This window comes from Gallaecimonas zhanjiangensis (assembly GCF_057624825.1).
In genome coordinates this window covers 1,634,883-1,658,309 of sequence record NZ_CM172603.1, presented here as the reverse complement: position 1 = coordinate 1,658,309, position 23,427 = coordinate 1,634,883, and the positions used below count along the sequence as shown (strand labels likewise).

At 57.7% G+C, this 23,427-nt stretch carries 18 protein-coding genes and 3 tRNA genes; 6 read left to right on the top strand and 15 right to left on the bottom strand.

The window, feature by feature from the left end:
- The first annotated feature begins 107 nt into the window (after positions 1 to 107).
- Positions 108 to 1,202, top strand: a complete 1,095-nt coding sequence (locus AC22G1_RS07820; protein WP_487316704.1) for a methionine aminotransferase — start codon at positions 108 to 110, stop codon at positions 1,200 to 1,202.
- Positions 1,203 to 1,257: 55 nt separating this feature from the next.
- Here AC22G1_RS07820 and AC22G1_RS07815 read toward each other — a convergent pair whose 3' ends face one another.
- The 11 genes from AC22G1_RS07815 to AC22G1_RS07765 form a co-directional block, all read right to left on the bottom strand.
- Positions 1,258 to 1,707 carry a CreA family protein gene (locus AC22G1_RS07815; RefSeq protein ID WP_487316253.1) on the bottom strand — a complete coding sequence of 150 codons (450 nt, stop codon included), beginning with the start codon at positions 1,705 to 1,707 and terminating at the stop codon, positions 1,258 to 1,260.
- 46 nt (positions 1,708 to 1,753) lie between these two features.
- Positions 1,754 to 3,604, bottom strand: a complete 1,851-nt coding sequence (locus tag AC22G1_RS07810) for a SurA N-terminal domain-containing protein (RefSeq protein ID WP_487316252.1) — start codon at positions 3,602 to 3,604, stop codon at positions 1,754 to 1,756.
- 99 nt (positions 3,605 to 3,703) lie between these two features.
- Positions 3,704 to 3,780, bottom strand: a tRNA-Asp gene (locus AC22G1_RS07805).
- Positions 3,781 to 3,832: 52 nt separating this feature from the next.
- A complete protein-coding gene (gene hupB / locus AC22G1_RS07800) occupies positions 3,833 to 4,105 on the bottom strand; it encodes a nucleoid-associated protein HU-beta (protein ID WP_050658651.1) in 273 nt (90 codons plus the stop codon).
- 227 nt (positions 4,106 to 4,332) lie between these two features.
- Positions 4,333 to 6,687: an endopeptidase La gene (lon, locus tag AC22G1_RS07795; RefSeq protein ID WP_487316251.1), complete on the bottom strand. Its 2,355-nt coding sequence runs from the start codon at positions 6,685 to 6,687 to the stop codon at positions 4,333 to 4,335.
- Between the two features lie 104 nt (positions 6,688 to 6,791).
- Entirely contained in the window at positions 6,792 to 8,063 is a 1,272-nt protein-coding gene (gene clpX / locus AC22G1_RS07790) for an ATP-dependent protease ATP-binding subunit ClpX (protein ID WP_487316250.1), read from the bottom strand.
- 73 nt (positions 8,064 to 8,136) lie between these two features.
- Positions 8,137 to 8,748: an ATP-dependent Clp endopeptidase proteolytic subunit ClpP gene (gene clpP / locus AC22G1_RS07785; RefSeq protein WP_050658654.1), complete on the bottom strand. Its 612-nt coding sequence runs from the start codon at positions 8,746 to 8,748 to the stop codon at positions 8,137 to 8,139.
- Between the two features lie 84 nt (positions 8,749 to 8,832).
- Positions 8,833 to 10,143: a trigger factor gene (tig, locus tag AC22G1_RS07780; RefSeq protein WP_487316249.1), complete on the bottom strand. Its 1,311-nt coding sequence runs from the start codon at positions 10,141 to 10,143 to the stop codon at positions 8,833 to 8,835.
- A gap of 218 nt (positions 10,144 to 10,361) precedes the next feature.
- Positions 10,362 to 11,492, bottom strand: a complete 1,131-nt coding sequence (locus tag AC22G1_RS07775; RefSeq protein WP_487316248.1) for a GNAT family N-acetyltransferase — start codon at positions 11,490 to 11,492, stop codon at positions 10,362 to 10,364.
- 73 nt (positions 11,493 to 11,565) lie between these two features.
- A tRNA-His gene (locus tag AC22G1_RS07770) sits at positions 11,566 to 11,641 on the bottom strand.
- A gap of 14 nt (positions 11,642 to 11,655) precedes the next feature.
- A tRNA-Arg gene (locus tag AC22G1_RS07765) sits at positions 11,656 to 11,732 on the bottom strand.
- Positions 11,733 to 11,895: 163 nt separating this feature from the next.
- On the opposite strand from AC22G1_RS07765, the gene folD reads away from it, so the two are divergent.
- From folD to AC22G1_RS07750, 3 genes are all read left to right on the top strand, one after another.
- Positions 11,896 to 12,753: a bifunctional methylenetetrahydrofolate dehydrogenase/methenyltetrahydrofolate cyclohydrolase FolD gene (gene folD, locus AC22G1_RS07760; RefSeq protein WP_487316247.1), complete on the top strand. Its 858-nt coding sequence runs from the start codon at positions 11,896 to 11,898 to the stop codon at positions 12,751 to 12,753.
- Positions 12,743 to 13,528, top strand: a complete 786-nt coding sequence (locus AC22G1_RS07755) for an ion transporter (RefSeq protein WP_487316246.1) — start codon at positions 12,743 to 12,745, stop codon at positions 13,526 to 13,528. The genes folD and AC22G1_RS07755 overlap by 11 nt, the downstream gene beginning before the upstream one ends.
- A gap of 108 nt (positions 13,529 to 13,636) precedes the next feature.
- Positions 13,637 to 14,437, top strand: a complete 801-nt coding sequence (locus AC22G1_RS07750; RefSeq protein WP_487316245.1) for an isocitrate lyase/PEP mutase family protein — start codon at positions 13,637 to 13,639, stop codon at positions 14,435 to 14,437.
- Positions 14,438 to 14,470: 33 nt separating this feature from the next.
- Here AC22G1_RS07750 and cysS read toward each other — a convergent pair whose 3' ends face one another.
- The gene (gene cysS, locus AC22G1_RS07745; protein ID WP_487316244.1) at positions 14,471 to 15,844 is read right to left on the bottom strand and encodes a cysteine--tRNA ligase; all 1,374 of its coding nucleotides are present in this window, start codon (positions 15,842 to 15,844) and stop codon (positions 14,471 to 14,473) included.
- A gap of 109 nt (positions 15,845 to 15,953) precedes the next feature.
- Here cysS and AC22G1_RS07740 point away from each other — a divergent pair, with 109 nt between their 5' ends.
- Both AC22G1_RS07740 and AC22G1_RS07735 read left to right on the top strand, forming a co-directional pair.
- A complete protein-coding gene (locus AC22G1_RS07740) occupies positions 15,954 to 16,445 on the top strand; it encodes a peptidylprolyl isomerase (RefSeq protein ID WP_487316243.1) in 492 nt (163 codons plus the stop codon).
- Positions 16,442 to 17,161 carry a UDP-2,3-diacylglucosamine diphosphatase gene (locus AC22G1_RS07735; protein WP_487316242.1) on the top strand — a complete coding sequence of 240 codons (720 nt, stop codon included), beginning with the start codon at positions 16,442 to 16,444 and terminating at the stop codon, positions 17,159 to 17,161. Before AC22G1_RS07740 ends, AC22G1_RS07735 begins: the two co-directional genes overlap by 4 nt.
- Positions 17,162 to 17,657: 496 nt before the next feature.
- On the opposite strand, the gene miaE is transcribed toward AC22G1_RS07735, so the two are convergent.
- The 3 genes from miaE to AC22G1_RS07720 all read right to left on the bottom strand — a co-directional run bounded on the left by miaE (position 17,658) and on the right by AC22G1_RS07720 (position 23,423).
- Positions 17,658 to 18,434 carry a tRNA isopentenyl-2-thiomethyl-A-37 hydroxylase MiaE gene (gene miaE / locus AC22G1_RS07730; RefSeq protein WP_487316241.1) on the bottom strand — a complete coding sequence of 259 codons (777 nt, stop codon included), beginning with the start codon at positions 18,432 to 18,434 and terminating at the stop codon, positions 17,658 to 17,660.
- 39 nt (positions 18,435 to 18,473) lie between these two features.
- The gene (locus AC22G1_RS07725; RefSeq protein WP_487316240.1) at positions 18,474 to 18,731 is read right to left on the bottom strand and encodes a hypothetical protein; all 258 of its coding nucleotides are present in this window, start codon (positions 18,729 to 18,731) and stop codon (positions 18,474 to 18,476) included.
- Between the two features lie 63 nt (positions 18,732 to 18,794).
- Complete coding sequence (locus AC22G1_RS07720) at positions 18,795 to 23,423, bottom strand: thrombospondin type 3 repeat-containing protein (protein ID WP_487316239.1); 4,629 nt, start codon at positions 23,421 to 23,423, stop codon at positions 18,795 to 18,797.
- Positions 23,424 to 23,427 lie beyond the last annotated feature (4 nt).

Genomic DNA, 23,427 nt, shown 5'->3' with positions numbered 1-23,427 from the left:
TGCCAAATCCTAGCATTCTGCTACCCTGTCGCCAAACTCTTTAGGCTGGAATTGCCGTGACCCCAAGCTCTAAACTGCCCCAGGTTGGCACCACCATTTTCACCCGGATGTCGGCCCTGGCCGCCGAAAAAGGCGCCTTGAACCTGTCTCAAGGGTTCCCGGACTTTGCCCCCGACCAGCGCCTGTTGCAACGCGCCGCAGACGCGGTGCTACATGGCAACAACCAGTACGCCCCCATGACCGGCCTGCCGGCCCTGCGCGATGCCATTGCCGCCCTCATTGAGCGCCACTATCAGCGCGAGGTGGACGCAGCAAGCGAAATTACCGTTACCAGCGGCGCCTCGGAGGCGATATTCGATGCCATTGCCGCCCTGGTGCGCCCAGGCGATGAAGTGGTGCTGTTTGACCCGGCCTACGACCTTTACGAGCCTGCGGTAACCCTCGCCGGTGGCCAGTGCCAGCGGCTGGTACTGACCGCGCCGGATTTTCGCCCCGACTGGCAGGCGTTTGAAGCCTTGCTGTCTGAGAAAACCCGGCTGGTACTCATCAACAGCCCCCACAACCCCACCGGCAGCTGTTGGCAGAGCGCCGACCTTGACGCCCTGTGGCAGGCCATCGCCAGCCGCGACATTTACGTGCTGTCGGACGAGGTATACGAGTTTATCCACTTTGGCCAGGAGGCCCTGAGCGTCCATAGCCATAGCAAGCTTCGTGAGCGCAGCCTAGTGGTCTCATCCTTTGGCAAGAGCTTTCACCTCACCGGCTGGAAACTTGGCTACGCGGTGGCGCCGGCCGCCATCAGCGCCGAGCTTCGCAAGGTGCACCAGTTCGTGACCTTTTGCACCGTCAACCCGCTGCAACAGGCCATCGCCGGCCACCTGACAGCCCTGCCGGAAGAAACCTTTGCCCTGGGGCCGTTTTACCGGCAAAAGCGCGACGTGCTGCGCGCAGCGCTGGCTGACAGCCGCTTCAAGCTGCTGCCCTGCGAGGGCACCTATTTTCAGCTGCTCGACTACAGCGCCATCAGCGATGAAGACGACGTGAGCTTTTGCGAGCGCTTGGTGGATGAAGTGGGGGTGGCGGCCATTCCGGTCAGCGTTTTCTACCAAAACCCGCCTAAGGACCAACGCCTTATTCGGCTTTGCTTTGCCAAGGAAGAAGCCACCTTGATTGAAGCGGCACAAAGGCTTTCACAGCTCTAACGAAAAAGGCCGCAAACGCGGCCTTTTTTCATCGCTATCGAGGTACAGGGTAGCGTCAGCCAGGCTTTTGCCAGGCCTGGGTGCCATAGAGCGGCACCGTGGAAATGGCATGGTGGGTGCTGCCCTGAGTTTCCTTGGTGGAGTAGGAAAGGTAAATCAGGGTTTGGTGCTCACCGTCCCAAATCCGCCTTACCTTCAAGGACTTGAACAGTACCGATAAAGACTCTTTAAAGACCGACTCGCCGGATTTGGACTTGTCGATTCCCTTGAGCATCTCAGCGGTGATGGGGCCGGTCTGGCGGCAGGCGATGGACATGTCCGAGGGATCGGAAAAGCTCAAATCGTCTTCCACATGGGCCACATGGCAGGTCACGCCGGGGATCTTCGGGTCGGTAAAGCCTTTGACCACCACATCCTTGGTGGTCAACCAGCCCAGGGACACCCTGGCGCTGTCGTCGCCACAGCCGCTCAGCAGCAGTAACGCCAATAAGGCAAGTTTCTTCATAGAGCCTCCTTAAAAAAAACCCCGGCAAGCCGGGGTTTTCAGATTATCAGCCGTTATTGCTGATATTGAAGTACTTCACTTTCGCCGTTTCCCTCAGGGCATCAATGAACTGCTTGTTGGCTTCATTGCTGCGCTGCTGGGCCAGCTGCTTTTGCCACATCTCGATAACCGGTTTGTCGGCATCGGTAGGCTGGTAAGCATGGATGGCATCGACCTTCACAACGGCGCTGTCGCCGTTAGCCAGGGCCACCAGTTCCTTGCCACCTTTTTCCTGCTCAAAAGCGCTGTGAACGATAGCCTGGGCCAGTTTTTGGTCCTGGCGGTTCACGCCTTTGCTGGTTTCGAGGGTCAGGCCTTGCTCGGCGAGCCAGGCGCTAACGTCGTCACCGGCGTTGAGCTTATCCAGCAGGGTTTGAGCGGTTGCCTTGGCCTTAGCCTCGGCTTTCTCTGTGCGCAGGGTCTTGGCGATGGCGTCTTTGACTTCATCCAGAGACTTACGATGGGCCTCTTTGTAGTCGCTGGCGCGGACCACGAACACGTGCTCTTTACCCGCTTCGATGACTTCAGAGTTCACCTTGTCGAGCTTGACGCTGTCAGAGAAGGCGGCGTCCAGCACCTTGGGGTAGTTCACATCGGCCGGAGCTTGGTCACGGGCAAAGAGGGCCACGTGCTTAACGGTCAGACCTGCCGCTTTGGCAGCGCCTTGCAGGCTGTCCGGGTTCTCGAAGGCCAGTTTTTCCAGCTTGTCCTGCTTGTCGTAGAACAGATCGTCAGCCTTCTTCTTGGCGATGTCGGCCTTGATTTGGTCCTTCACCTCAGCCAGCGGCTTAACCGCCTCGGGGCGAACGCCTGTCAGTTCAATCAGGTGATAACCGAAGGAAGACTTGATGGGGCCCACCACGTCGCCTTCTTTTTTGATGCCGAACAGGGCGGTGTCGAAAGCCGGGTCGTAAACGCCCTTTTCGTTCCAGCCAAGATCGCCGCCTTTTTCAGCGCTGAACTTGTCGGCAGAATCGGCTTTGGCCACATCGGCAAAGCTTTTACCTGCTTCGATTTCCTTCAGTGCAGCCTTGGCTTTGGCCTCGGCATCGTCGCCGGTGAACAGAATGTGCGACGCACGGCGCTGTTCAGGGCGTTTGAACTGGTTGGGATTGTCGTTGTAATAAGCGCCAATCTCGTCATCGCTAACCTGAATGTCTTTTGCCAGGTTGTCGGCAGACAGCTCTACGTAATCCAGCGCCACCTTCTCAGGGGCCATGTAGCCTTGCGGCTCGCTGTCGTAGCGAGCTTTGATTTCGTCGTCGCTGACTGCGACCTTGTCCAGGTAGCTCGCCACTTTGACGGTGACACTGTCTATATCACGGGTCTGGCGGCTGGCAGCGTACAGGGCTTTGGCTTCATCAGGCAGCACAAAAGAGGTGGCCAGAATGCCTTCAACAAACTGCTGACGGGCAAGATCGGCACGCATCATTTCGGAAAACTTGCTGGGGTTTAGCCCTTGGTTGCGCAGCACGGCAAGATAACGGTCGTTATCGAACTTGCCGTTGTCCTGGAAGGCTTCGATGCCGCGAATGGCTTCTTTTACCTGCTCGTCAGAAACCCTAAGGCCCATCTGGCTGATGGCGTCGGCCACCAGGTGCTGGTTAACCAATTGCTCCAGGGCGCCACGGCGCAGCTGCTGCATAAAGGCTTCGTTGCCAGACAGCTGTTTGAACATGTCACCGCTTTGGGATTCCATGCGGGCGCGCTCGTTCTGGTAGGCTCTCTCCAGATCGGTGCGGCTGATGGATTGACCATTAACCTCGGCTGCGGCATTGGCGCCAGGGCCGCCTCTGAGATAGGAATAAACACCGGTCAGGGCGAAGGAAAGGATGATGAGCCCGAGGATAATTTTCACTACCCAGCTCTGCGATCCTTCCCGCTTCTGTTCCATCATGTTGTGTTTTCTCTCTTATATAAAAAAAGCGCATCACCTTGATGATGCGCCCTTTGGCTTTGGCGGAGTGGACGGGACTCGAACCCGCGACCCCCGGCGTGACAGGCCGGTATTCTAACCGACTGAACTACCACTCCTCACATCCTTGGGCGCCAAGGCGAAACCTTGAGGCGCGCCCTGCAAGGCGTCTTAGTTTACGGAGTCTTTCAGCGCTTTACCGGCCTTGAAGGACGGGATTTTAGCAGCGGCGATATTGATGGTAGCGCCGGTCTGAGGGTTGCGGCCAGAACGGGCAGCACGCTCACGAACAGCGAAAGTACCAAAACCGACCAGAGCAACGGAATCACCGTCTTTCAGGGATTCGGTTACAGCGTCAGTAAACGCGTCCAGTGCACGAGCAGCAGCAGCTTTGGAAATGTCAGCACCTGCGGCAATTTTATCGATCAGTTGTGATTTATTCACAATATCATCCCCTTCAATTGTTATTTTTGCTCCGCAGTTAAAATCTCCCAGAAACTGCGGCCTAGCGGAGGTTTTTATATCAAGCCTGTCTGTCTAGTGCAAGCATACAAAAGTATGCTTGTTGAGTCGGCAAACCCTGACAGAACAGGCCCTCCAGCCTAGCGACCAAACCTAGGCTATACCAGAGCGGACACCAGTGAAAAGCCCTCTGACGCAAAAAGTCATCATCAGGCCGCACTTTGTGGTGAAAAGCCCGCCGGATCCTCGGCTAACGCCAGTTTCAGCACCTCGTCAATCCATTTTACCGGATGAATAACCAGGTCCTGCTTGACGTTTTCCGGGATTTCTTCCAGGTCCCGTTCATTCTCGTACGGGATCAGGACATGCTTGATACCACCGCGGTGGGCAGCAAGCAGTTTTTCTTTCAGGCCACCGATGCGCAGCACTTCACCGCGCAGGGTGATTTCCCCGGTCATGGCCACATCGGCACGCACCGGGTTACCGGTCAGGCTGGAAACCAGCGCGGTGCACATGGCGATACCGGCAGAAGGGCCGTCTTTTGGCGTGGCACCTTCGGGCACGTGGATATGAATATCACGCTTCTCGTTAAAGTCGCCGTTGATACGCAATTTATCCGCCCGGGAACGCACCACCGTCATGGCGGCCTGGATGGACTCTTTCATCACATCTCCCAGTGAGCCGGTGTAGGTGAGCTTACCTTTGCCGGGCACGCTGGCCGCCTCGATGGTCAGCAAATCGCCGCCCACTTCGGTCCAAGCAAGGCCAGTTACCTGCCCTACCCGGTTTTCGTCGTCGGCGCGGCCGTAATCAAAACGCATTACGCCCAGGAAGTTGTGCAGGTTGTCACCGTCGATGAGCACCTTGGTGGTGTCCTTTTCCAGCAGCAGCTTCTTCACGGCCTTGCGGCACAGGGTAGAAAGCTCGCGCTCGAGGTTACGGACACCGGCTTCGCGGGTGTAGTAGCGAATAATGCCGATAATGGCACTATCAGCGACTTCCAATTCGCCTTTCTTTAATCCGTTGCGGCCAATTTGTTTTGGCAGCAGGTGGTTACGGGCGATATTGAGCTTCTCGTCCTCGGTGTAACCGGACAGACGAATAACTTCCATACGGTCCAACAGCGGGCCGGGAATGTTCATGGAGTTGGAGGTAGCCACAAACATCACGTCGGATAGGTCGTAATCCACTTCCAGGTAGTGGTCGGCAAAGGTGCCGTTTTGCTCCGGGTCCAGCACTTCCAGTAAGGCTGAGGCCGGGTCGCCGCGCATATCGGACGCCATTTTGTCGATTTCATCGAGCAAGAACAGCGGATTACGCACGCCAACCTTAGCCATCTTCTGGATAAGCTTGCCAGGCATGGAGCCGATGTAGGTGCGGCGGTGACCACGGATCTCCGCTTCGTCACGCACCCCGCCCAGAGCTACCCGCACATATTTGCGGCCGGTGGCCTTGGCGATGGACTGGCCCAGGGAGGTTTTACCTACCCCCGGCGGTCCCACCAGGCACAGGATGGGCCCTTTGAGCTTGGCAGAACGGGCTTGCACCGCCAGGTATTCGAGGATGCGCTCTTTGACCTTCTCCAAGCCAAAGTGATCGGCGTCCAGCACTTCTTCAGCCTTGGCGATGTTCTTTTTGACCTTGGTTTTTTTGGACCAGGGCACTGACACCAGCCAGTCGATGTAAGAACGCACCACGGTGGCCTCGGCCGACATGGGCGACATCATCTTGAGCTTGGACAGCTCGCTGGTGGCCTTGGTTTTGACTTCTTCGGGCATGCCCGCTTCGTCAATCTTGGTTTGCAGGCCTTCAAATTCGTCCGGCGCGTCTTCCAGCTCACCCAGTTCTTTCTGGATGGCCTTCATCTGCTCGTTGAGGTAGTACTCGCGCTGGCTCTTTTCCATCTGCTTTTTGACGCGGCCACGGATGCGCTTTTCGATCTGCAGCAGGTCGATTTCGCTTTCCATCAGCCCCAGCAGGTACTCGATGCGCTCACCCACGGGGATGATCTCCAGCACCTTCTGCTTGTCTTCAAGCTTGATGGGCATGTGGGCGGCCATGGTGTCGGCCAGGCGCGCCGGCTCATCGATACCGCTCAGAGAGGTGAGCACCTCCGGCGGGATCTTCTTATTGAGCTTAATGTAGCCTTCAAACTGGTTGATGGCGGTGCGCACCAGCACTTCCTGTTCTTCATCCTCGATGGGGGTAGATTCCAGGAAGGTGACTTCGCCGTGTAGGTAGTCGTCGGCGGTTTCAAGGCTGTTGATCTGGGCCCGCTGGTTACCCTCCACCAGCACTTTGACGGTGCCGTCGGGGAGTTTGAGCATTTGCAAAATGGTGGCGACAGTCCCTACGGGGTAGATGTCGTCCAGCTCGGGGTCGTCCTGCTCAGCATCTTTTTGCGCGACCAGGAACACTTGCTTGTCCTGGGCCATGGCAGCTTCCAGGCAGTTCACAGACTTGTCGCGGCCCACGAAAAGGGGGATCACCATGTAGGGATAGACCACCACGTCTCGCAGTGGCAGTACGGGAATTTCAATGCGTTCTGAACGCTCTAGAGTCATGCGGATCTCCAGGGGAGGCTGATAGGCTCAAGATGGGGACGCCGTTCACAAATTTCAAGAAAAAAAACGAGGCAAAAGCCTCGTTTTTTTCTGATACCGCCCAATCAGTTAGATGAGGCGACTTTTTCTTCGGAGCGGTAAATCAGGATGGGCTTGGACTCGCCACGGATAACCGCTTCGTCCACCACAACCTTGTCTACGTTGTCGAGGCTGGGCAGCTCATACATGGTGTCGAGCAACACACCCTCAACGATGGAGCGCAGGCCCCGGGCACCGGTTTTGCGTACCATGGCCTTGTGGGCGATGGCTTTGAGCGCATCGTCACGGAACTCCAGCTCCGCCCCTTCCAGGCTGAACAGGGCTTGATACTGCTTGGTGAGCGCGTTTTTCGGCTCAGACAAGATTTGCACCAGCGCCGCTTCATCCAGTTCGTCCAGGGTGGCAACCACCGGCAGACGACCAATGAACTCGGGAATAAGGCCAAACTTAACCAGATCTTCGGGCTCAACCTTACGGAACAGCTCGGAGATGGAGGCCTTGTCTTTATCCCCTTTCACCTCGGCACCAAAACCGATGCCTTTGGAGGTGGCGGTACGGGCATCAACAATCTTATCGAGGCCGGCAAAAGCGCCGCCGCAGATAAAGAGGATCTTGGAGGTATCGACCTGCAAGAACTCTTGCTGCGGGTGCTTACGGCCGCCTTGAGGCGGAACCGCAGCCACGGTGCCTTCAATCAGTTTCAAAAGCGCCTGCTGCACCCCTTCACCGGACACGTCGCGGGTAATGGAGGGGTTGTCGGATTTGCGGGAGATCTTGTCAATCTCATCGATATAAACAATGCCGCGCTGGGCCTTGTCGATATCGTAATCGCACTTTTGCAGCAGTTTCTGGATGATGTTTTCAACATCCTCACCCACATAACCGGCTTCGGTCAGGGTGGTGGCATCGGCCATGGTAAAAGGCACGTCCAGCAAACGGGCCAGGGTTTCGGCCAGCAGGGTTTTACCGGAGCCGGTCGGGCCAATCAGCAGGATGTTGCTCTTACCCAGCTCCACGTCATCGTGGCTGGGGTTACGCAACCTTTTATAGTGGTTGTAGACGGCAACGGACAGCACCTTTTTGGCGTGCTCCTGGCCAATCACGAAATCATCCAGGTGATTACGGATCTCTTTTGGCACAGGTAGGCTGTCCTTGGCCTGGCGTGGGGCGATTTCCTTTATCTCTTCGCGAATGATGTCATTACACAAGTCCACGCATTCGTCACAGATAAAAACCGACGGGCCCGCAATCAGCTTGCGGACTTCGTGTTGGCTCTTACCGCAAAAGGAGCAGTACAACAGTTTGCCGTCGCCACCACCTTTAGTGCTTTCAGTCATTGGTTACCTCTTGCTGTGCAGGTTTCAAGGTCGTCCCTGCCCGGCTTTCACTTAATTGTAGGATACGACCGAATCAGCGGCTGGCAAGCACAGAATCAATAAGACCGTACTCTTTGGCCTGCTCGGCGGTCATGAAGCGATCGCGGTCAGTATCCTGAGTGATGGTGTCTAGCGGCTGCCCGGTGTGGTCTGCCAGCAGGCGATTTAAGCGATCTTTGATAAACAGAATTTCCTTGGCGTGGATCTCGATATCCGACGCCTGGCCCTGAAAACCGCCCAGCGGCTGGTGGATCATCACCCGGGCATTGGGCAGGCAGTGGCGCTTGCCTTTGGCACCGCCAGCCAGCAGGAAGGCGCCCATGGACGCGGCCTGACCGATACAAACGGTGCTGACATCGGCCTTGATGAACTGCATGGTGTCGTAAATCGCCATGCCGGCCGTAACAGAGCCCCCCGGAGAGTTGATGTAGATATGGATATCTTTCTCAGGGTTCTCTGACTCCAGGAACAGGAGCTGGGCCACGATAAGGTTGGCCATGTGATCTTCAACCTGGCCGGTCAGGAAGATCACCCGCTCTTTCAACAGGCGGGAGTAAATATCAAAGGAGCGCTCCCCACGTGCGGTCTGTTCGATGACCATGGGCACCAGGGCGTTCATGATGTCGTTCTCGGCGGTTAGCTTCATTAAGGTTCCTGAAATGAAAAATGGCTCGAGGGTTGCTCGAGCCATTATAACGTCGCTTTATTAAAGCAAGTCAACGGACGGGGATTAGCCCTGGTTTCCGTTGTTCATGATTTCATCAAAAGCGGCCGCTTTTTCGGAAACCTTGGCCTTGGCCAGGATGGCGTCAACGGCTTGTTCTTCCAGAGCCAGGTTACGCATCTGTTCGATGGTTTCCTTGTTCTCGTTGAAGTACTTGATAACTTCAGCCGGATCTTCGTAAGCAGAAGCCTGGTTGGCGATCAGCTCTTGAACGCGGGCATCGTCAACTTTGATGTCTTCGCTGCGGATAACTTCACCCAGCAGCAGGCCAACCTGGACGCGGCGGCGAGCTTGTTCTTCGAACAGTTCAGCCGGCAGCTCGGGCAGGTTGTTGGCGTTAACGTTGCCACCGAAGCGAGACAGGGCCTGGCGACGCAGGTTGTCAACTTCCTGGGCAATCAGGGCGGCAGGCACTTCTACGTCGTTAGCCTTGATAAGGCCGTCCAGAACCTGCTCTTTTACCTTGTTGCGCAGCACGTTATTCAGCTCGCGCTCCATGTTTTTGAGCACTTCGGCTTTCAGCGCATCGATGCCGCCTTCGGCGATACCAAAGCGGGTAGCGAACTCGTCGGTCAGCTCAGGCAGTTCCTGAACTTCAACGTTGCTGACCTTGATGGCGAAGCTGGCGGCTTTGCCTTTGAGGTTCTCAGCGTGGTAGTCCTCGGGGAAAGTCACCTCGGAAACCAGCTCTTCACCGGCTTTCTTGCCAATGATGCCGTCTTCAAAACCGGGGATCATGCGACCTTGGCCCAGTTGCAGCTGGAAGCCTTCGGCTTTGCCGCCTTCGAACTCTTCGCCGTCGATGCTGCCAACGAAATCGATGGTCACGCGGTCGCCGTCAGCGGCGGCTTTGTCGGATTCAACCCAGCTGGCGTGCTGCTTTTGCAGGGTTTCCAGCATTTTAGCCATGTCTTCGTCTTTGATCTCAACGGCCGGCTTTTCTACTTCTACCGTGTCCAGGCCTTTGAGTTCTACTTCTGGGTAGACTTCGAAAGTGGCGGTGAACTCGAAATCGCTGCCGGTTTCGTCTTTGGTGATTTCAAAGCGGGGGGCACCAGCCGGGTTCAGTTTTTCTTTGACGATGGCGTCGATGAAATGACGCTCAACAACGCGCTGGGTTACGTCACCACGTACGGCGGCGCCGTAACGTTTTTTGATGATGCTGACCGGTACTTTGCCTTTACGGAAGCCATCAACCTTGGCGCGTTTGGCTTCTTCACGCAGGCCGGCTTCAACGGCGCTGTCAATGGTGTCAGCCGGCACAGTGATGGTCAGGCGGCGCTCCAGGCCTTTAATCGTTTCAACAGAAACTTGCATCGTTTTACCTCGATAATGTGATCATCGGCGCAGCCGGTGCAGCGCCTTTTCTAGCTAAAAAGCACGGTCTTTGCCCTGCTTCAATGTTCGTGCGGCCCAGGCAAATCAAGGCCTGGCCGACATGTGGCATACAGAATGACGCGCCATTATAGCGGCGGTTTTCGGGAGAGTCGAGGAAGGGGCAACAAAGCTGGTCAATTCTGCAACAATGCAGGGTTTCAGGGCTCTGGCTGGCGATAAGGTAGCTGTTCTGTGAGGGCGTCGCGGTAATCGGCAAGGGCCGCTTTTTCTTCTGCCACAAAATCGCCGACCGCCTCAAAAAAGCCTGGGTGGGCCAGCCAATGCTGTGACTGGGTCACCACAGGTTCAAAACCGCGCGCCACCTTATGCTCACCCTGGGCGCCGGCATCAAAGCGGGCAAGGCCGTGGCGAATACAATACTCAATGCCTCGGTAATAGCAGCATTCGAAATGCAGGCGGTCAAAATCGCCAAGGGCGCCCCAGTAACGGCCATAAAGGGTGGTGCTGTCTTTTAAGAACAAAGACGCCGCGACTATTTCATCGCCGTCAAAAGCCGCCACCAGCAATAGCTGCGCGGGGAGCGCCGCCCCCAACTGGTGGAAAAAGGCGTCGCTTAGGTAGCCACCGTGGCCGCTTCGAATAAGGTAAGTGCGCTGGTAGAAAAGGTAGAACCGATGCCAGAGCGCCGGGGTGATGTCGCTTCCTTCAAGGGTGCGAACCTCAAGCCCTTCACAGGCAAGATGGCGTTCTTTATTCACCGCTTTGCGCTTTCTGGACTTAAAGGTAGCCAGGAAATCCTCAAAGCTTTTATAGCCCCGGTTAAACCAGTGAAACTGCACCCCTTCGCGGGTCTGACTCCTCTCACCGGCCAGCCGCGCGTCTTTATCAAAGAGCACATGCCAGGACGAAGCCCCCAGGCGCTGGGCTTCATTAACCAGCCCCTGGTTAATTGCCTCGGCAAGCTCACCTGACCAATGCCTTGAAAGCACCCTTGGGCCGAGCGCCGGGGTAAAAGGAATGGCAGCCACTAGCTTGGGGTAATAGCCCAGACCATGTTGCTGGTAGGCCTGGGCCCAGCCTTGATCAAAGACATATTCGCCGTAGCTGTGGCTTTTAAGATAAAGGGGCATGGCGGCCACCAGCGACTCGCCGTCCCACACCAACAGATGATGAGGCTGCCAGCCGGTGCCCTCGCCTACGGCGCCACTTTGCTCCAGCGCCGATAAAAAGCCGTGCTGAATAAAGGGATAATCGGTATCGCCAAGCAAGGCATTCCACTGCTCGGCAGGAAGCTGGTTGATGGCATTGAGAAAACGAATGTGCAGCATGGCAGGCCGGCGTCAGGGCAACAGCCGAAGAGCTTACCAAGGATCGTTTAAGGAGGAAAAACAAAGCAAGGAATGGGGTGGACGATGGGACTTGAACCCACGACAACCGGAATCACAATCCGGGGCTCTACCAACTGAGCTACGCCCACCATAAATACCTAAATGGCACGCCCTACAGGATTCGAACCTGTGACCCACGGCTTAGAAGGCCGTTGCTCTATCCAACTGAGCTAAGGGCGCAAATCCTTCAGACACACAGTACAAGGCCTGAAAAGCGGAGCGCATCATACAAATATGCCAGGGCCCGGTCAACCGCCACGAGAGCATGGCCTAAGCCCCTATTCTTTGAGACAATAGCGCCGCCCAAGCCCACTAAAACGATTTCCTCAAGGATTATTGCTGCATGTCTGCTCAAATCATCGATGGCAAAGCGGTTGCTGCTTCTGTTCGTGAAAAGGTAAAAAATGCCGTTGCCCAGCGCCTGGCTCAGGGAAAACGTCAACCCGGCCTGGCGGTGGTGCTGGTTGGCTCCGACCCCGCCTCCGAAGTCTATGTGGGTTCCAAACGCCGCGCCTGTGAAGAAGTGGGCTTTTTATCCAAATCCTTTGACCTGCCGGCCACCACCACCGAAACAGAACTGCTGGCCCTGATTGACGAGCTCAACAGTGACACCAGCATTGACGGCATCCTGGTGCAGCTGCCCTTGCCTGCCGGTATCGACGCCACCAAGGTGCTTGAGCAAATTCGCCCCGACAAAGACGTGGACGGTTTCCACCCCTATAACGTTGGCCGCCTGGCGCAGCGCATTCCGGTGCTGCGCCCCTGCACGCCCAAGGGCATCATCACCCTGTTGGAATCCATCGATTACCAGCCTCATGGCAAACACGCGGTGATTGTCGGCGCCTCCAATATCGTTGGCCGCCCCGCCACCCTGGAGCTGCTGCTGGCCGGCTGCACCACCACCACCTGCCACCGCTTTACCCAAGATTTGGAAGCCCATGTACGCCGCGCCGACATCCTGGTGGTAGCGGTAGGTAAGTCTGAGTTTATTCCCGGCCACTGGGTGAAAGACGGCGCCATCGTGGTTGATGTGGGCATCAACCGCCAAAGCGACGGCAAACTGCGCGGCGACGTGGGCTATGAAGAAGCGGCCAAGCGGGCCAGCTTTATCACCCCGGTCCCCGGTGGCGTTGGCCCGATGACGGTGGCTACCCTGATGGAAAACACCCTGGAGGCGTGCGAACGTTTTCATGACGCTTAAGGAAAAGCTCAACGAAATCATCTTTGGATACAGCACGCCTGCCGGGCGTGCTTTCGATCTGTGCCTTATCCTTGCCATCGTCTTTAGCGTACTGGCAGTAATGCTCGATTCGGTGGCCGGTATTCACCAGCATTGGCGGGTGGAGCTGGCCGCGGCCGAGTGGTTCTTTACCGGCCTTTTCACCCTCGAATACTTAACCCGCCTTTATTGCTGCGCCAACCGCTGGCGTTATCTGTTCAGCTTTTACGGGCTGGTGGATTTGTTGTCCATTATCCCCACCTACCTGGCGCTGCTGATCCCCGGTGCCAACACCCTGCTTATCGTGCGCATCCTTAGGGTGCTGCGGGTGTTTCGGATCTTAAAGCTGATGGAATACTCCACCGCCTCCCAGCGGCTGGTGCAGGCCCTGGTGCAATCTGGCCCCAAAATATTCGTGTTTTTTGCTTCTCTTTTAGGCACCGTCACCGTTTTTGGCGCCCTGATGTACCTTATCGAAGGGCCCGAGAACGGCTTTACCAGTATCCCGCGCAGCATGTACTGGGCCATCGTTACCATGACCACAGTGGGCTATGGCGATATCAGCCCGCACACGCCCCTTGGCCAGGCGCTGGCGTCTATCGTAATGCTGCTGGGGTACTCGGTGATTGCCGTGCCCACCGGCATTTTAACCAACGAGTTGGCCCGCCAGCGCTATAGCAAAACCTGCCATCAATGTGGCCGCGGCGGCCATGAGCCTGACTCGCACTTTTGCCGCCACTGCGGCGCCCGCATGTAACCAGTAAAAAAGAGGCCTTGGCCTCTTTTTTAATGCAGGTCCGAAAAGGGCAAGCCCGCCACACCGCGCTTTTTCATCATATAGGCCCATTGATGAAGGAGAGATGCAATGCACCATCACCGCCAGCAGGCCTTGGCCAACACCTTTCGCCAACATCACCAGCAGCCGCTGCTGCTACCCGGGGTGTGGGACGGCGCCAGTGCCCGGCTTTTTGAAAAAAACGGCTACTTGGCCCTCGGCACCAGCAGCGCCGCCATGGCCTACAGCCAGGGATCGCCGGACGGCCAGCAACTGACCCTTGGCGCCATGCTGACTTCTCTTGCGCCAATCATCCAAGGCACCAGCCTGCCGGTCAGCGTTGATATTGAAAGCGGCTATGACGACCTAAAAGCAACGGTTGAAGCGGTGCTGGAGGCCGGCGCTGTTGGCATTAACCTCGAAGACAGCCTGCCGGGCCAGGGGCTGCTCAGCGCCGCAGCGCAGTGCCAGCGCCTGACCCTGGCAAGAGATACCGCGGAGCGCTTTGGCCTGGCACTTTTTATCAATGCCCGCACCGACACCTACCTGCTGGGCGCGAAGAGCGCCCTTGAAGAGACCCTTAGCCGGGCAAGCGCCTACCAACAGGCCGGCGCCGATATGCTGTTTGTGCCGGGCATGAGCAACCCCGCCGATATCAAAGCGCTGGTAGCGGCAAGCCCCTTGCCAATCAACCTGATGGCCCTGCCCGGCCGCAGTGCCGGTGATTGGTTTTCACTGGGGGTAACCCGGGTCAGCCTGGGCCTTGGGCCAATGCTCGCGGTACTGGGGCTACTTGATGCCATGGCGGCGCAGGCCTTGAGCCTTGGCCGCTGGCCCTTGATGGACCAACACCATTTTGGCTTTGCCGAAGCCCAGGCCCTTTTTGCCTGAAAAAAAGCCCGGCACTGCCGGGCTTTTTTAATGTCAGGCTTTTCGCCAACTGGTGCCCTGTGGGCCGTCTTCCAGGGTAATACCAAGAGCGGTCAGGGCGTCACGGGCAGCATCGGCGGCCGCCCAGTCACGGTCCTGGCGGGCCTGGTTACGCTTGGCGATAAGGCTCTCAATATGGGCCACATCCAAGTCGCTCTCGTCCCCTTTTAAAAACTCTTCAGGGGCTTTTTGCATGATGCCAAGCAGGCTACCCAAGTGCTTGAGGTTAGCGGCCAGGGCGCCCACATCACTACGCCCTTCCTGCTTGGCCTTGTTGAGCTCGCGGGCCAGGTCAAACAGCACCACCAGCGCTTCGGGAGTGTTGAAGTCGTCGTCCATGGCGGCGTCGAACTTCTCGGTCCAGGCGCTGGCCTGGACCGTGCCTTCTGGGGTGTCGCGCAGCGCGGTATAGAGGCGCTCAAGGCTGGCGTGGGCTTGGTTGAGGTTGTCTTCGGAGTAGTTGAGCTGGCTGCGATAATGGCTGGTCAGCAGGAAATAACGCACGGTTTCGGCGTCATAGACTTTCAGCACGTCACGGACGGTAAAGAAGTTGCCAAGGGACTTGGACATCTTTTCCTTGTTGACCTGCACCATGCCCGAATGCAGCCAGTAATGGGCAAATTCCTTGCCGCTGGCGCAGCAGCTTTGGGCAATTTCGTTCTCGTGGTGCGGGAAGGTGAGATCAGAGCCGCCACCATGGATATCAAACACCGGCCCCAAATGGCGAGACGACATGGCCGAGCACTCGATGTGCCAGCCCGGGCGCCCTTCGCCCCAGGGGGAGGCCCATTTCGGCTCATTGGGCTTGGCATGCTTCCAAAGCACAAAGTCCAGCGGGTCTCGTTTGGTTTCGTCCACTTCTACCCGGGCGCCGGCTTGCAGGGCATCAAGATCTTGCCGTGACAGCTGGCCGTATAGGGGGAAGGATTTGACGTTAAACAGCACATCGCCGTTACCGGCCTCGTAGGCATGGCCGCGCTCGATAAGGGTGTTGACCATATCGATGATGTCGTCCATGTGGGTCGTGACCTTGGGCTCGATGTCCGGCGGCAAGGTGTTGAGGGCGGCAAAGTCTTCGCGCATCAGAGTGGCGAAGCGCTCGGTCAAAGCCTCGCAGCTTTCACCGTTTTCGTTGGCACGCTTGATTATCTTGTCGTCTACGTCGGTGATGTTGCGAACATAAGTGACATCAAAGCCCTTATGACGCAGGTAACGGTTGATGACATCGAAAGCCACATAGGTGCGGGCATGGCCGATATGCATCAGATCGTAAATGGTGATCCCACAGACATAGAGAGACACCTTACCGGGAACAAGAGGTTGAAAGGTTTCTTTCTCGCGGCTTAAGGTGTTGAAGACTTTCAGCATGACAACCGTTGGTTTTGGCAAATAATGGCCACATTGTATTGCGAGTGGCTGGTTGCGTCACCGGCAAATTAGGTAGAATGCGCCCCGACAAGCCAAGAGGACAGAATTCATGGTTATTTTGCACACCAACTATGGTGCCATCAAAATCGAACTCAATGCCGAGAAAGCCCCGGAAACCGTGGCCAACTTCGAGCAGTACGTAAAAGACGGCTTTTACGACAACACCGTTTTCCACCGGGTGATTGACGGTTTCATGATCCAGGGCGGCGGTTTTGAGCCGGGCATGAAGCAAAAGTCCGCGCGCGCGCCCATCAAGAACGAAGCCGACAATGGCCTGACCAACAAGAAAGGCACCATTGCCATGGCCCGTACCCCGGACCCGCACTCCGCCACGGCCCAGTTCTTTATCAACGTCAAAGACAACGACTTCCTGAACTTCCAATCCGCCACCAGCCAGGGCTACGGCTACTGCGTGTTTGGCGAAGTGGTTGAAGGCCAAGACGTTATCGACAAGATCAAAGACGTGGCCACCGGCTCCCATGGCTTCCACCAGGACGTGCCCCTGGAAGACGTGATCATCGAGCGTGCCGAACTGGCGTGATCCTGTTCATTGCCGATCTGCACTTAAGCCCGGAACGCCCCGATATCCTCGCGGCGTTTCGGCGCTTTATGCAAGATGATGCCCCCAAGGCCGAGCGACTCTACGTATTGGGGGATTTGTTCGAAGCCTGGATAGGCGACGACGATAACAGCGAGTTTAACCAAGCCGTTATCGCCCTCTTTAAAGCGAACGCCGAGCGCGGCGTGGCGCAGTACTTTATCCACGGCAACCGCGATTTTCTTATCAGCCAGCGCTTTGCCCGTGCCGCCGGCATGGCGTTGCTGCCAGAAGTTGCCGTCATCGATTTGTACGGCACCCCTGCCCTTATCCTCCATGGCGACAGCCTCTGCACCTTGGATGCGGACTACCAGGCTTTTCGCAAAAAAAGCCGCAGCTGGTTTTGGCAATGGCGCATGCAGCTGTTGCCGTTATGGCTGCGCCGGCGCATTGCCAGAAAAGCCAGGGCCAAAAGCCAAGCCGCCAACGCCATGAAAAGCGACGCCATCATGGACGTGACCCCAAGTGAAGTAGATAAGGTGATGGCTGCCCATCAGGTGGGGCTACTCATTCACGGCCACACCCACAGGCCCAACCGCCACCACGAGACCGGCGGCGAGCGTATTGTGCTGGGCGACTGGTACGAGCAAGGCTCGGTATTGGTGGTAACAGAAGATGAGATCCGGCTGGAAAGCCGCCCTTTTGAAAAAAGCGCCTGACGGAACAACCAAGTAAAAGGCCAGCTGCCTTTTACTTGGCAAAGCCAAAAAAAAAGAAGGCTTCACGCCTCCTTCTTTATTTTCAGCGTTAAACCACCTCCTATGGAGGTGGTGATCGTCAAGTCGGGGCTATGCCCGTAGAGAGCCCACGCTAGACACTAGCCAACGATTGCTACCAACAGTCGAAGTAGAGTAACTAGCGTGAGCCGTTACAAATCACCATCGCACGTCTACTGGCGCCGGGTTCTACCCCGTTATTAAACCGTCCGTAGAAACGGGGTAGAACCTTATGTGCGTCACCAAGAGAAAAAAGAGAAAGAGTCAGAACAGCTAGAACTACTATCAGCGGGCTCATAAAGACGAAAGCCCCCTTCTAGGGGGCCTTCTCTCAAAGCCACCTTCTAAGAAGGTGGTTTTTTACTTAGAAATAATGCCTTACAGCGCAGTCACCCTAGGATGCCCGCCGAATGTCAGCCCTTGTAATTGAGGCGCGTTTTTATGCTGGCGCCGGTGCGCCGCTGTGAAAACGAAACTGGCTGTCGGGGCTCTGAATAAGCTCGGCTTCCAGTGCCCGAAAATACGCGACCCGGTCGCTAATATCGGTGCCGGCCACCTGCTGGGCGAGGGTCAGGTAATCTTGGTAGTGGCGCGCTTCTGAGCGCAGCAACGACACGTAAAAACGGCCGATGTCTTCATCAAGCAAGGGCGCCAACTTGGCAAAACGCTCACAAGAGCGCGCCTCGATAAAGGCGCCAATGATGAGCTTATCCACCAGGGTCCAAGGTTCGTTGTCCCGCACCGCACCTATAAGGCCCTTGGCGTAACGGGCTGCCGTCACCGTTTGATAGGGCACGCCTCTGGCGTCCATCAGCGCCAATACCTGTTCAAAGTGATGCAGCTCTTCTTTAATCAGGCGCACCATTTTGTCGAGGATATCGGCGCCATGGGCAAAGCCCTCTTTACTGGCAAGCTCGCCAATGAGGGCGTTTTTAGCCCCGCCAAAATCCCCGGGGGCCTTGCGGTAGACAAAATCTTCATAGGGTTTGACCCAATCCAAGAGCGCCTTGCCACTGGCATTGTCCACCGCGTAACGGCGGATAAGCCAAATGGCGGTTTGAGCCGCTTTTAGCTCACAGTTGCAATGGTCCACCAGCAGCAGCGGTAAAGACTCGGGCTGCGTTGCCACGTCCAGCCAGGTCTTGGGCGTCGGGCAGCCCAAAAAGGCCTCTATGGGGCCGAGCAAAGATTGGTAGTCTGTGAGGCTGATGGCCATGGGCGCTCCTTTTTACTGAGCGCGGATCCTAATCAAGCCTTAGCGTCGGGACAAGCTGGCCGGCCCATATCGGGGGCATTTTTCCTTGTGCCAGGCGTATTCCCACTTGGCCATTTGCTCAGCCAGTTGCCTTTTGAGCTTGCTGTAGGCCTTGGACTTTTGCTTTTTCTCCAAGGCCGCCACTTCCTTGGCGATATGCCGGCAATCGGCGGCGAGCGCCTTGTCATAGCGAATATAGCGGTGCCCTTGGGCCGGGAATACCAGCGCGCATAACAGCAGCAGGATCACGGTTTTCATCACTTCCTCCTTGAAGTAAAAAAACAAAGCCCCTCAGAGAGGGGCTTTGACTAACCAACTCTATTACAGGGCTGGTGGCGCCACGCAGACAGCGTAGAGATCCAGAGCCGACAAGGCTCCAACCACGGCCGCCTGCTCGATTTCGACCTCATCGAAATTCTGGGTGGTGTTAATCACAACCAACTGGCGGGTGTTGTCGTTAAGGAGCCCCAGCAGTTGCAAGCCCAGCAAACCGCCACTGTCGCTGGTTTCCTGAGCCACACCGTTAAGGTAGGTGGTCACACTCAGGTTGGTGAGCAGCGACAGGCTAAGCAGGCCATTGGGCGAGCTCAACATCACCCCGACCCGCTTGGCACCGGTGTAGGTGTTGACGGTGTCTTCGGCGCTGGCATAAACCGAGGCCGATACCCCTACCAAGGTGTTCATGCGGGCGGCATTATCGATATTGGTGTCGGTAAAGTTGGCAAGGCTGGTAACACCGCACCCAACGCAAACCCCCAGGGCGCCAAGCCTCACGCCACCGCTGCCAACGATGCCTGTGCCCACCATGGGCTCAAACAGCTTGCCGGCCCCACACTCGATATCATTGGCGGCGTCACAGGCATCCCCGATGCCGTCCAGATCCACATCGGCCTGGTCAGCATTGGCAACCGTCGGGCAGTTGTCAGAGACATCGGCCACACCGTCACCGTCGTCGTCGGTGTCGCAGGCATCACCGATACCGTCACCGTCCAAATCGGCCTGGTCGGCATTGATGATGGCCGGGCAGTTGTCGGTAGCATCATCGATACCGTCACCGTCGATGTCGTTTAGGGAATCGCAGGCATCACCCAGGCCGTCACCGTCGCTGTCAACCTGTGAGGGGTTGGCGATGAACGGGCAGTTATCCACCCCATCGGCCACGCCATCGTTGTCGTCGTCGCTGTCGCAGGCATCCCCCTGGCCATCACCGTCAGTATCGGTTTGGTTGATGTTGGCCACAAGCGGGCAGTTGTCGATGTTATCGGCCACCCCATCACCATCGTCGTCGCTGTCACAGGCGTCACCTATGCCATCGCCATCGGTGTCGGACTGATCGCTATTGGCCAACAGTGGGCAGTTGTCGAGGTTGTCGGCAAAGCCGTCGCCGTCATCGTCGCTGTCACACACATCGCCGAGACCGTCACTGTCGGTGTCCAGTTGGTTGCCGTTAAAGATGAGCGGACAGTTGTCGAGGTTATCAGCCACACCGTCACCGTCATCGTCGCTGTCGCAGGCATCACCACTGCCATCACCGTCGGTGTCAGTCTGATCGGCGTTGGCAATAAGCGGGCAGTTGTCGGTGCCGTCATCCACGCCATCACCATCGGCATCGCTGTCACAGGCGTCACCTATGCCGTCACTGTCGAGGTCGGCCTGGCTGGCATTGGCCACCAGCGGGCAGTTGTCAAAGCCATCATCGATACCGTCGCCGTCGGAGTCGGTGTTGGCGTCACAAGCATCGCCTATACCATCACCGTCGGTGTCCAGCTGCGACGGGTTGGCGACCAGCGGGCAGTTATCCGAGCTGTCGTCGACGCCGTCGCCGTCATCATCGTTACTACAGGCGTTGCCCACGCCATCACCATCGGTGTCGACTTGGGCGGGGTTGGCCAGTAACGGGCAGTTGTCGCTGGTATCCATCACGCCGTCACCGTCGTCGTCACTGTCGCAGGCATCCCCCAGGCCGTCACTGTCGGTGTCGAGCTGGCTGGGGTTGGCCACCAGCGGGCAGTTGTCGCTGCCATCAAGGAGACCGTCGCCATCGTCATCGGTGTCACACAGATCCCCGGCGCCGTCGCCATCGGTATCGATCTGAGCGGGGTTGGCCGTCAGCGGGCAGTTATCGGCGATGTCGACAATACCGTCACCGTCGTCGTCGCCGTCGCAGGCGTCTCCCAGGCCGTCACTGTCGAGATCCGATTGGCCGCTGTTGGCTACCGCCGGGCAGTTATCCAGATCGTCGGCAATGCCGTCGTTATCGGAGTCGGTTAAGGGATCGCAAGCATCACCCAGGCCGTCACCGTCGGTGTCGAGCTGACCATTGTTGGCCACCAGCGGGCAGTTATCAGCGCCATCGGCGATACCGTCGTTATCATCGTCGCTGTCGCAGACATCGCCGGTGCCGTCACCGTCGTTATCAATTTGCGCCGGGTTAAAGTCGGCTGGACAGTTGTCTACACCGTCGTCCAGGCCGTCACCGTCGAAGTCGCTATTGAAATCGCAGGCATCACCGACACCATCACTATCAGCATCATCCTGCCCAGGATTGGCGACAAGTGGGCAGTTGTCAGCGGCGTCGTCAACCCCGTCACCGTCGCTGTCGGTAAAGGGATCGCAGGCATCACCAATACTGTCGCCGTCGACATCGGCCTGGCCGGGGTTGGCCACCAGCGGGCAGTTATCGCTGCCGTCACTGATGCCGTCGCCGTCGTCATCGCTGTCGCAGGCGTCACCCAGGCCATCGCCATCGGTATCCAGTTGGCTGGCATTGGCGATAAGCGGGCAGTTATCGGCCGCGTCGATAAAACCGTCGTTGTCGTCATCGCTGTCACAAGCGTTGCCGATGCCATCACTGTCGCTATCGAGCTGGCTGGGGTTGATGGTCATTGGGCAGTTGTCGGCAACATCCAGCACCCCATCACCGTCGTCGTCACCGTCGCAGGCATCACCAATGCCATCGCCATCGGTATCCAGTTGGCTGGCATTGGCGATAAGCGGGCAGTTGTCGGCATCATCCTGAACGCCGTCGCCGTCGTCATCTTCGTCGCATGCATCGCCCAGGGCGTCACCGTCGCTGTTGAGCTGCGACGCGTTGGCTATCAGCGGGCAGTTGTCGGTGGCGTTGGCGATACCGTCGCCATCCAGGTCGGTATCGCAGGCATCACCAATGCCATCGCCATCGAGGTCCGCCTGGTTGGCGTTGGCTACCGCCGGGCAGTTATCACTGGCATCAGGCAGGCCGTCACCATCACTGTCGGTGTTGCTGTCACAGGCATCGCCTATACCGTCACCGTCGGTGTCGGTTTGGGCGGCGTTGGCAACCAGTGGGCAGTTGTCCGTGCTGTCATCGACGCCGTCGCCGTCGTCGTCGCTGTCACAGGCATTGCCGGCGCCGTCACCGTCGGTGTCGGTCTGGGCGGCGTTGGCAACCAGCGGGCAGTTGTCGCTGGCATCCGCCACGCCGTCGTTGTCATCGTCGCTGTCACAGGCATCGCCGACACCGTCGCCATCGGTGTCCAACTGGTTGGTATTGGCCACCAGGGGGCAGTTATCACTGGCATCGAGCACGGTGTCGTTATCGTCGTCAGCGTCACAGACATCACCGCTGCCGTCACCGTCGGTGTCCAGTTGGTCGGCATTGCTGTTGATGGGGCAGTTATCGGAGCCATTGGCGATACCGTCGGCGTCCATGTCGGTGTCGCAAGCGTCACCGACGCCATCGCTGTCAAGGTCGGCTTGGTCGCTGTTGGTAATGGCCGGGCAGTTATCGATGCCGTCATCCAAACCATCACCATCGGTGTCGGTGTTGTTATCGCAGCTGTCGCCTATGCCGTCGCCATCGCTATCCAATTGGTCGGCGTTGGCTGCCAGCGGGCAGTTATCGGTACCGTCCAAGACGCCATCGCCGTCGTCATCACTGTCACAGACATCACCGAGGCCGTCGCCGTCGGTGTCAAGCTGGGAGGCGTTGGCCACCAGCGGGCAGTTGTCGGCAGCATCGACAACACCGTCACCGTCGTCGTCGGCGTCACAGGCGTCACCTACTCCATCACCGTCGGTATCCAGTTGATTGGCATTGGTGGCCGAGGGGCAGTTGTCGAGGGCATCGCCCACGCCGTCGCCGTCAGAGTCGCCGTCGTTGTCACAGGCATCGCCAATACCGTCGCCGTCGCTATCGGCCTGGGTGGGGTTGGCCACCATGGCGCAGTTATCAAGATCGTCGGTGATGCCGTCGCCGTCGTCATCGTTGTCGCAGGCATCCCCTAGGCCATCACCGTCGGTATCCAATTGGCTGGCGTTGGCAACAAGCGGGCAGTTGTCGCTGGTGTCGACAACGTTGTCGCCGTCATCGTCGGTATCACAGGCGTTGCCCTGGCCATCACCATCGGTGTCTAGTTGATCCGGGTTGGCGACGGCCGGGCAGTTATCGGCGGCATCGGCCACGCCGTCAGCATCGGTGTCGGTGCCGGTATCACAGGCATCGCCAATACCGTCGCCGTCGCTGTCCAGTTGGTCAGGGTTGGCGACCGCCGGGCAGTTGTCGACGCTGTTGGCAATGTCGTCGCCGTCGATGTCGTTATCGCAGGCATCCCCCAGGCCATCGCCATCGCTGTCGAGCTGGTCGGGGTTGGCGACATTGGTGCAGTTGTCGAGGTTGTCAGGGACGCCGTCACCATCGGCATCGATGCCGGGCGAAGGAGAGCTACTGTCACAGGCATCGCCCAGGCCATCACCGTCGGTGTCCTGTTGGTCGGGGTTGGCGACATTGGTGCAGTTATCGAGGTTGTCGGGTACACCATCACCATCGGCGTCCAGGGTTGGCGCGGGGTTACCGCCGCCGTCCGAGCCGCCGCTGCCATCACCGCCAGCACTGCAGGCGGTCAACAGACCCAGGCAAAGGGCGAAAATAAGGCTTTTGAGGACCCACAGCTCCTTGGCTTGATATCGCATGACG

Coding starts and splice junctions, on each gene's coding strand:
- tig (WP_487316249.1), bottom strand. CDS start 10,143: ATGCAAGTTTCTGTTGAAACGATTAAAGGCCTGGAGCGCCGCCTGACC.
- clpP (WP_050658654.1), bottom strand. CDS start 8,748: ATGAAGCTAACCGCCGAGAACGACATCATGAACGCCCTGGTGCCCATG.
- AC22G1_RS07775 (WP_487316248.1), bottom strand. CDS start 11,492: ATGCTGCACATTCGTTTTCTCAATGCCATCAACCAGCTTCCTGCCGAG.
- cysS (WP_487316244.1), bottom strand. CDS start 15,844: ATGCTGAAAGTCTTCAACACCTTAAGCCGCGAGAAAGAAACCTTTCAA.
- lon (WP_487316251.1), bottom strand. CDS start 6,687: ATGACTCTAGAGCGTTCAGAACGCATTGAAATTCCCGTACTGCCACTG.
- folD (WP_487316247.1), top strand. CDS start 11,896: ATGTCTGCTCAAATCATCGATGGCAAAGCGGTTGCTGCTTCTGTTCGT.
- clpX (WP_487316250.1), bottom strand. CDS start 8,063: ATGACTGAAAGCACTAAAGGTGGTGGCGACGGCAAACTGTTGTACTGC.
- miaE (WP_487316241.1), bottom strand. CDS start 18,434: ATGGCCATCAGCCTCACAGACTACCAATCTTTGCTCGGCCCCATAGAG.
- AC22G1_RS07720 (WP_487316239.1), bottom strand. CDS start 23,423: ATGCGATATCAAGCCAAGGAGCTGTGGGTCCTCAAAAGCCTTATTTTC.
- AC22G1_RS07725 (WP_487316240.1), bottom strand. CDS start 18,731: ATGAAAACCGTGATCCTGCTGCTGTTATGCGCGCTGGTATTCCCGGCC.
- AC22G1_RS07740 (WP_487316243.1), top strand. CDS start 15,954: ATGGTTATTTTGCACACCAACTATGGTGCCATCAAAATCGAACTCAAT.
- AC22G1_RS07750 (WP_487316245.1), top strand. CDS start 13,637: ATGCACCATCACCGCCAGCAGGCCTTGGCCAACACCTTTCGCCAACAT.
- AC22G1_RS07815 (WP_487316253.1), bottom strand. CDS start 1,707: ATGAAGAAACTTGCCTTATTGGCGTTACTGCTGCTGAGCGGCTGTGGC.
- AC22G1_RS07755 (WP_487316246.1), top strand. CDS start 12,743: ATGACGCTTAAGGAAAAGCTCAACGAAATCATCTTTGGATACAGCACG.
- AC22G1_RS07820 (WP_487316704.1), top strand. CDS start 108: ATGTCGGCCCTGGCCGCCGAAAAAGGCGCCTTGAACCTGTCTCAAGGG.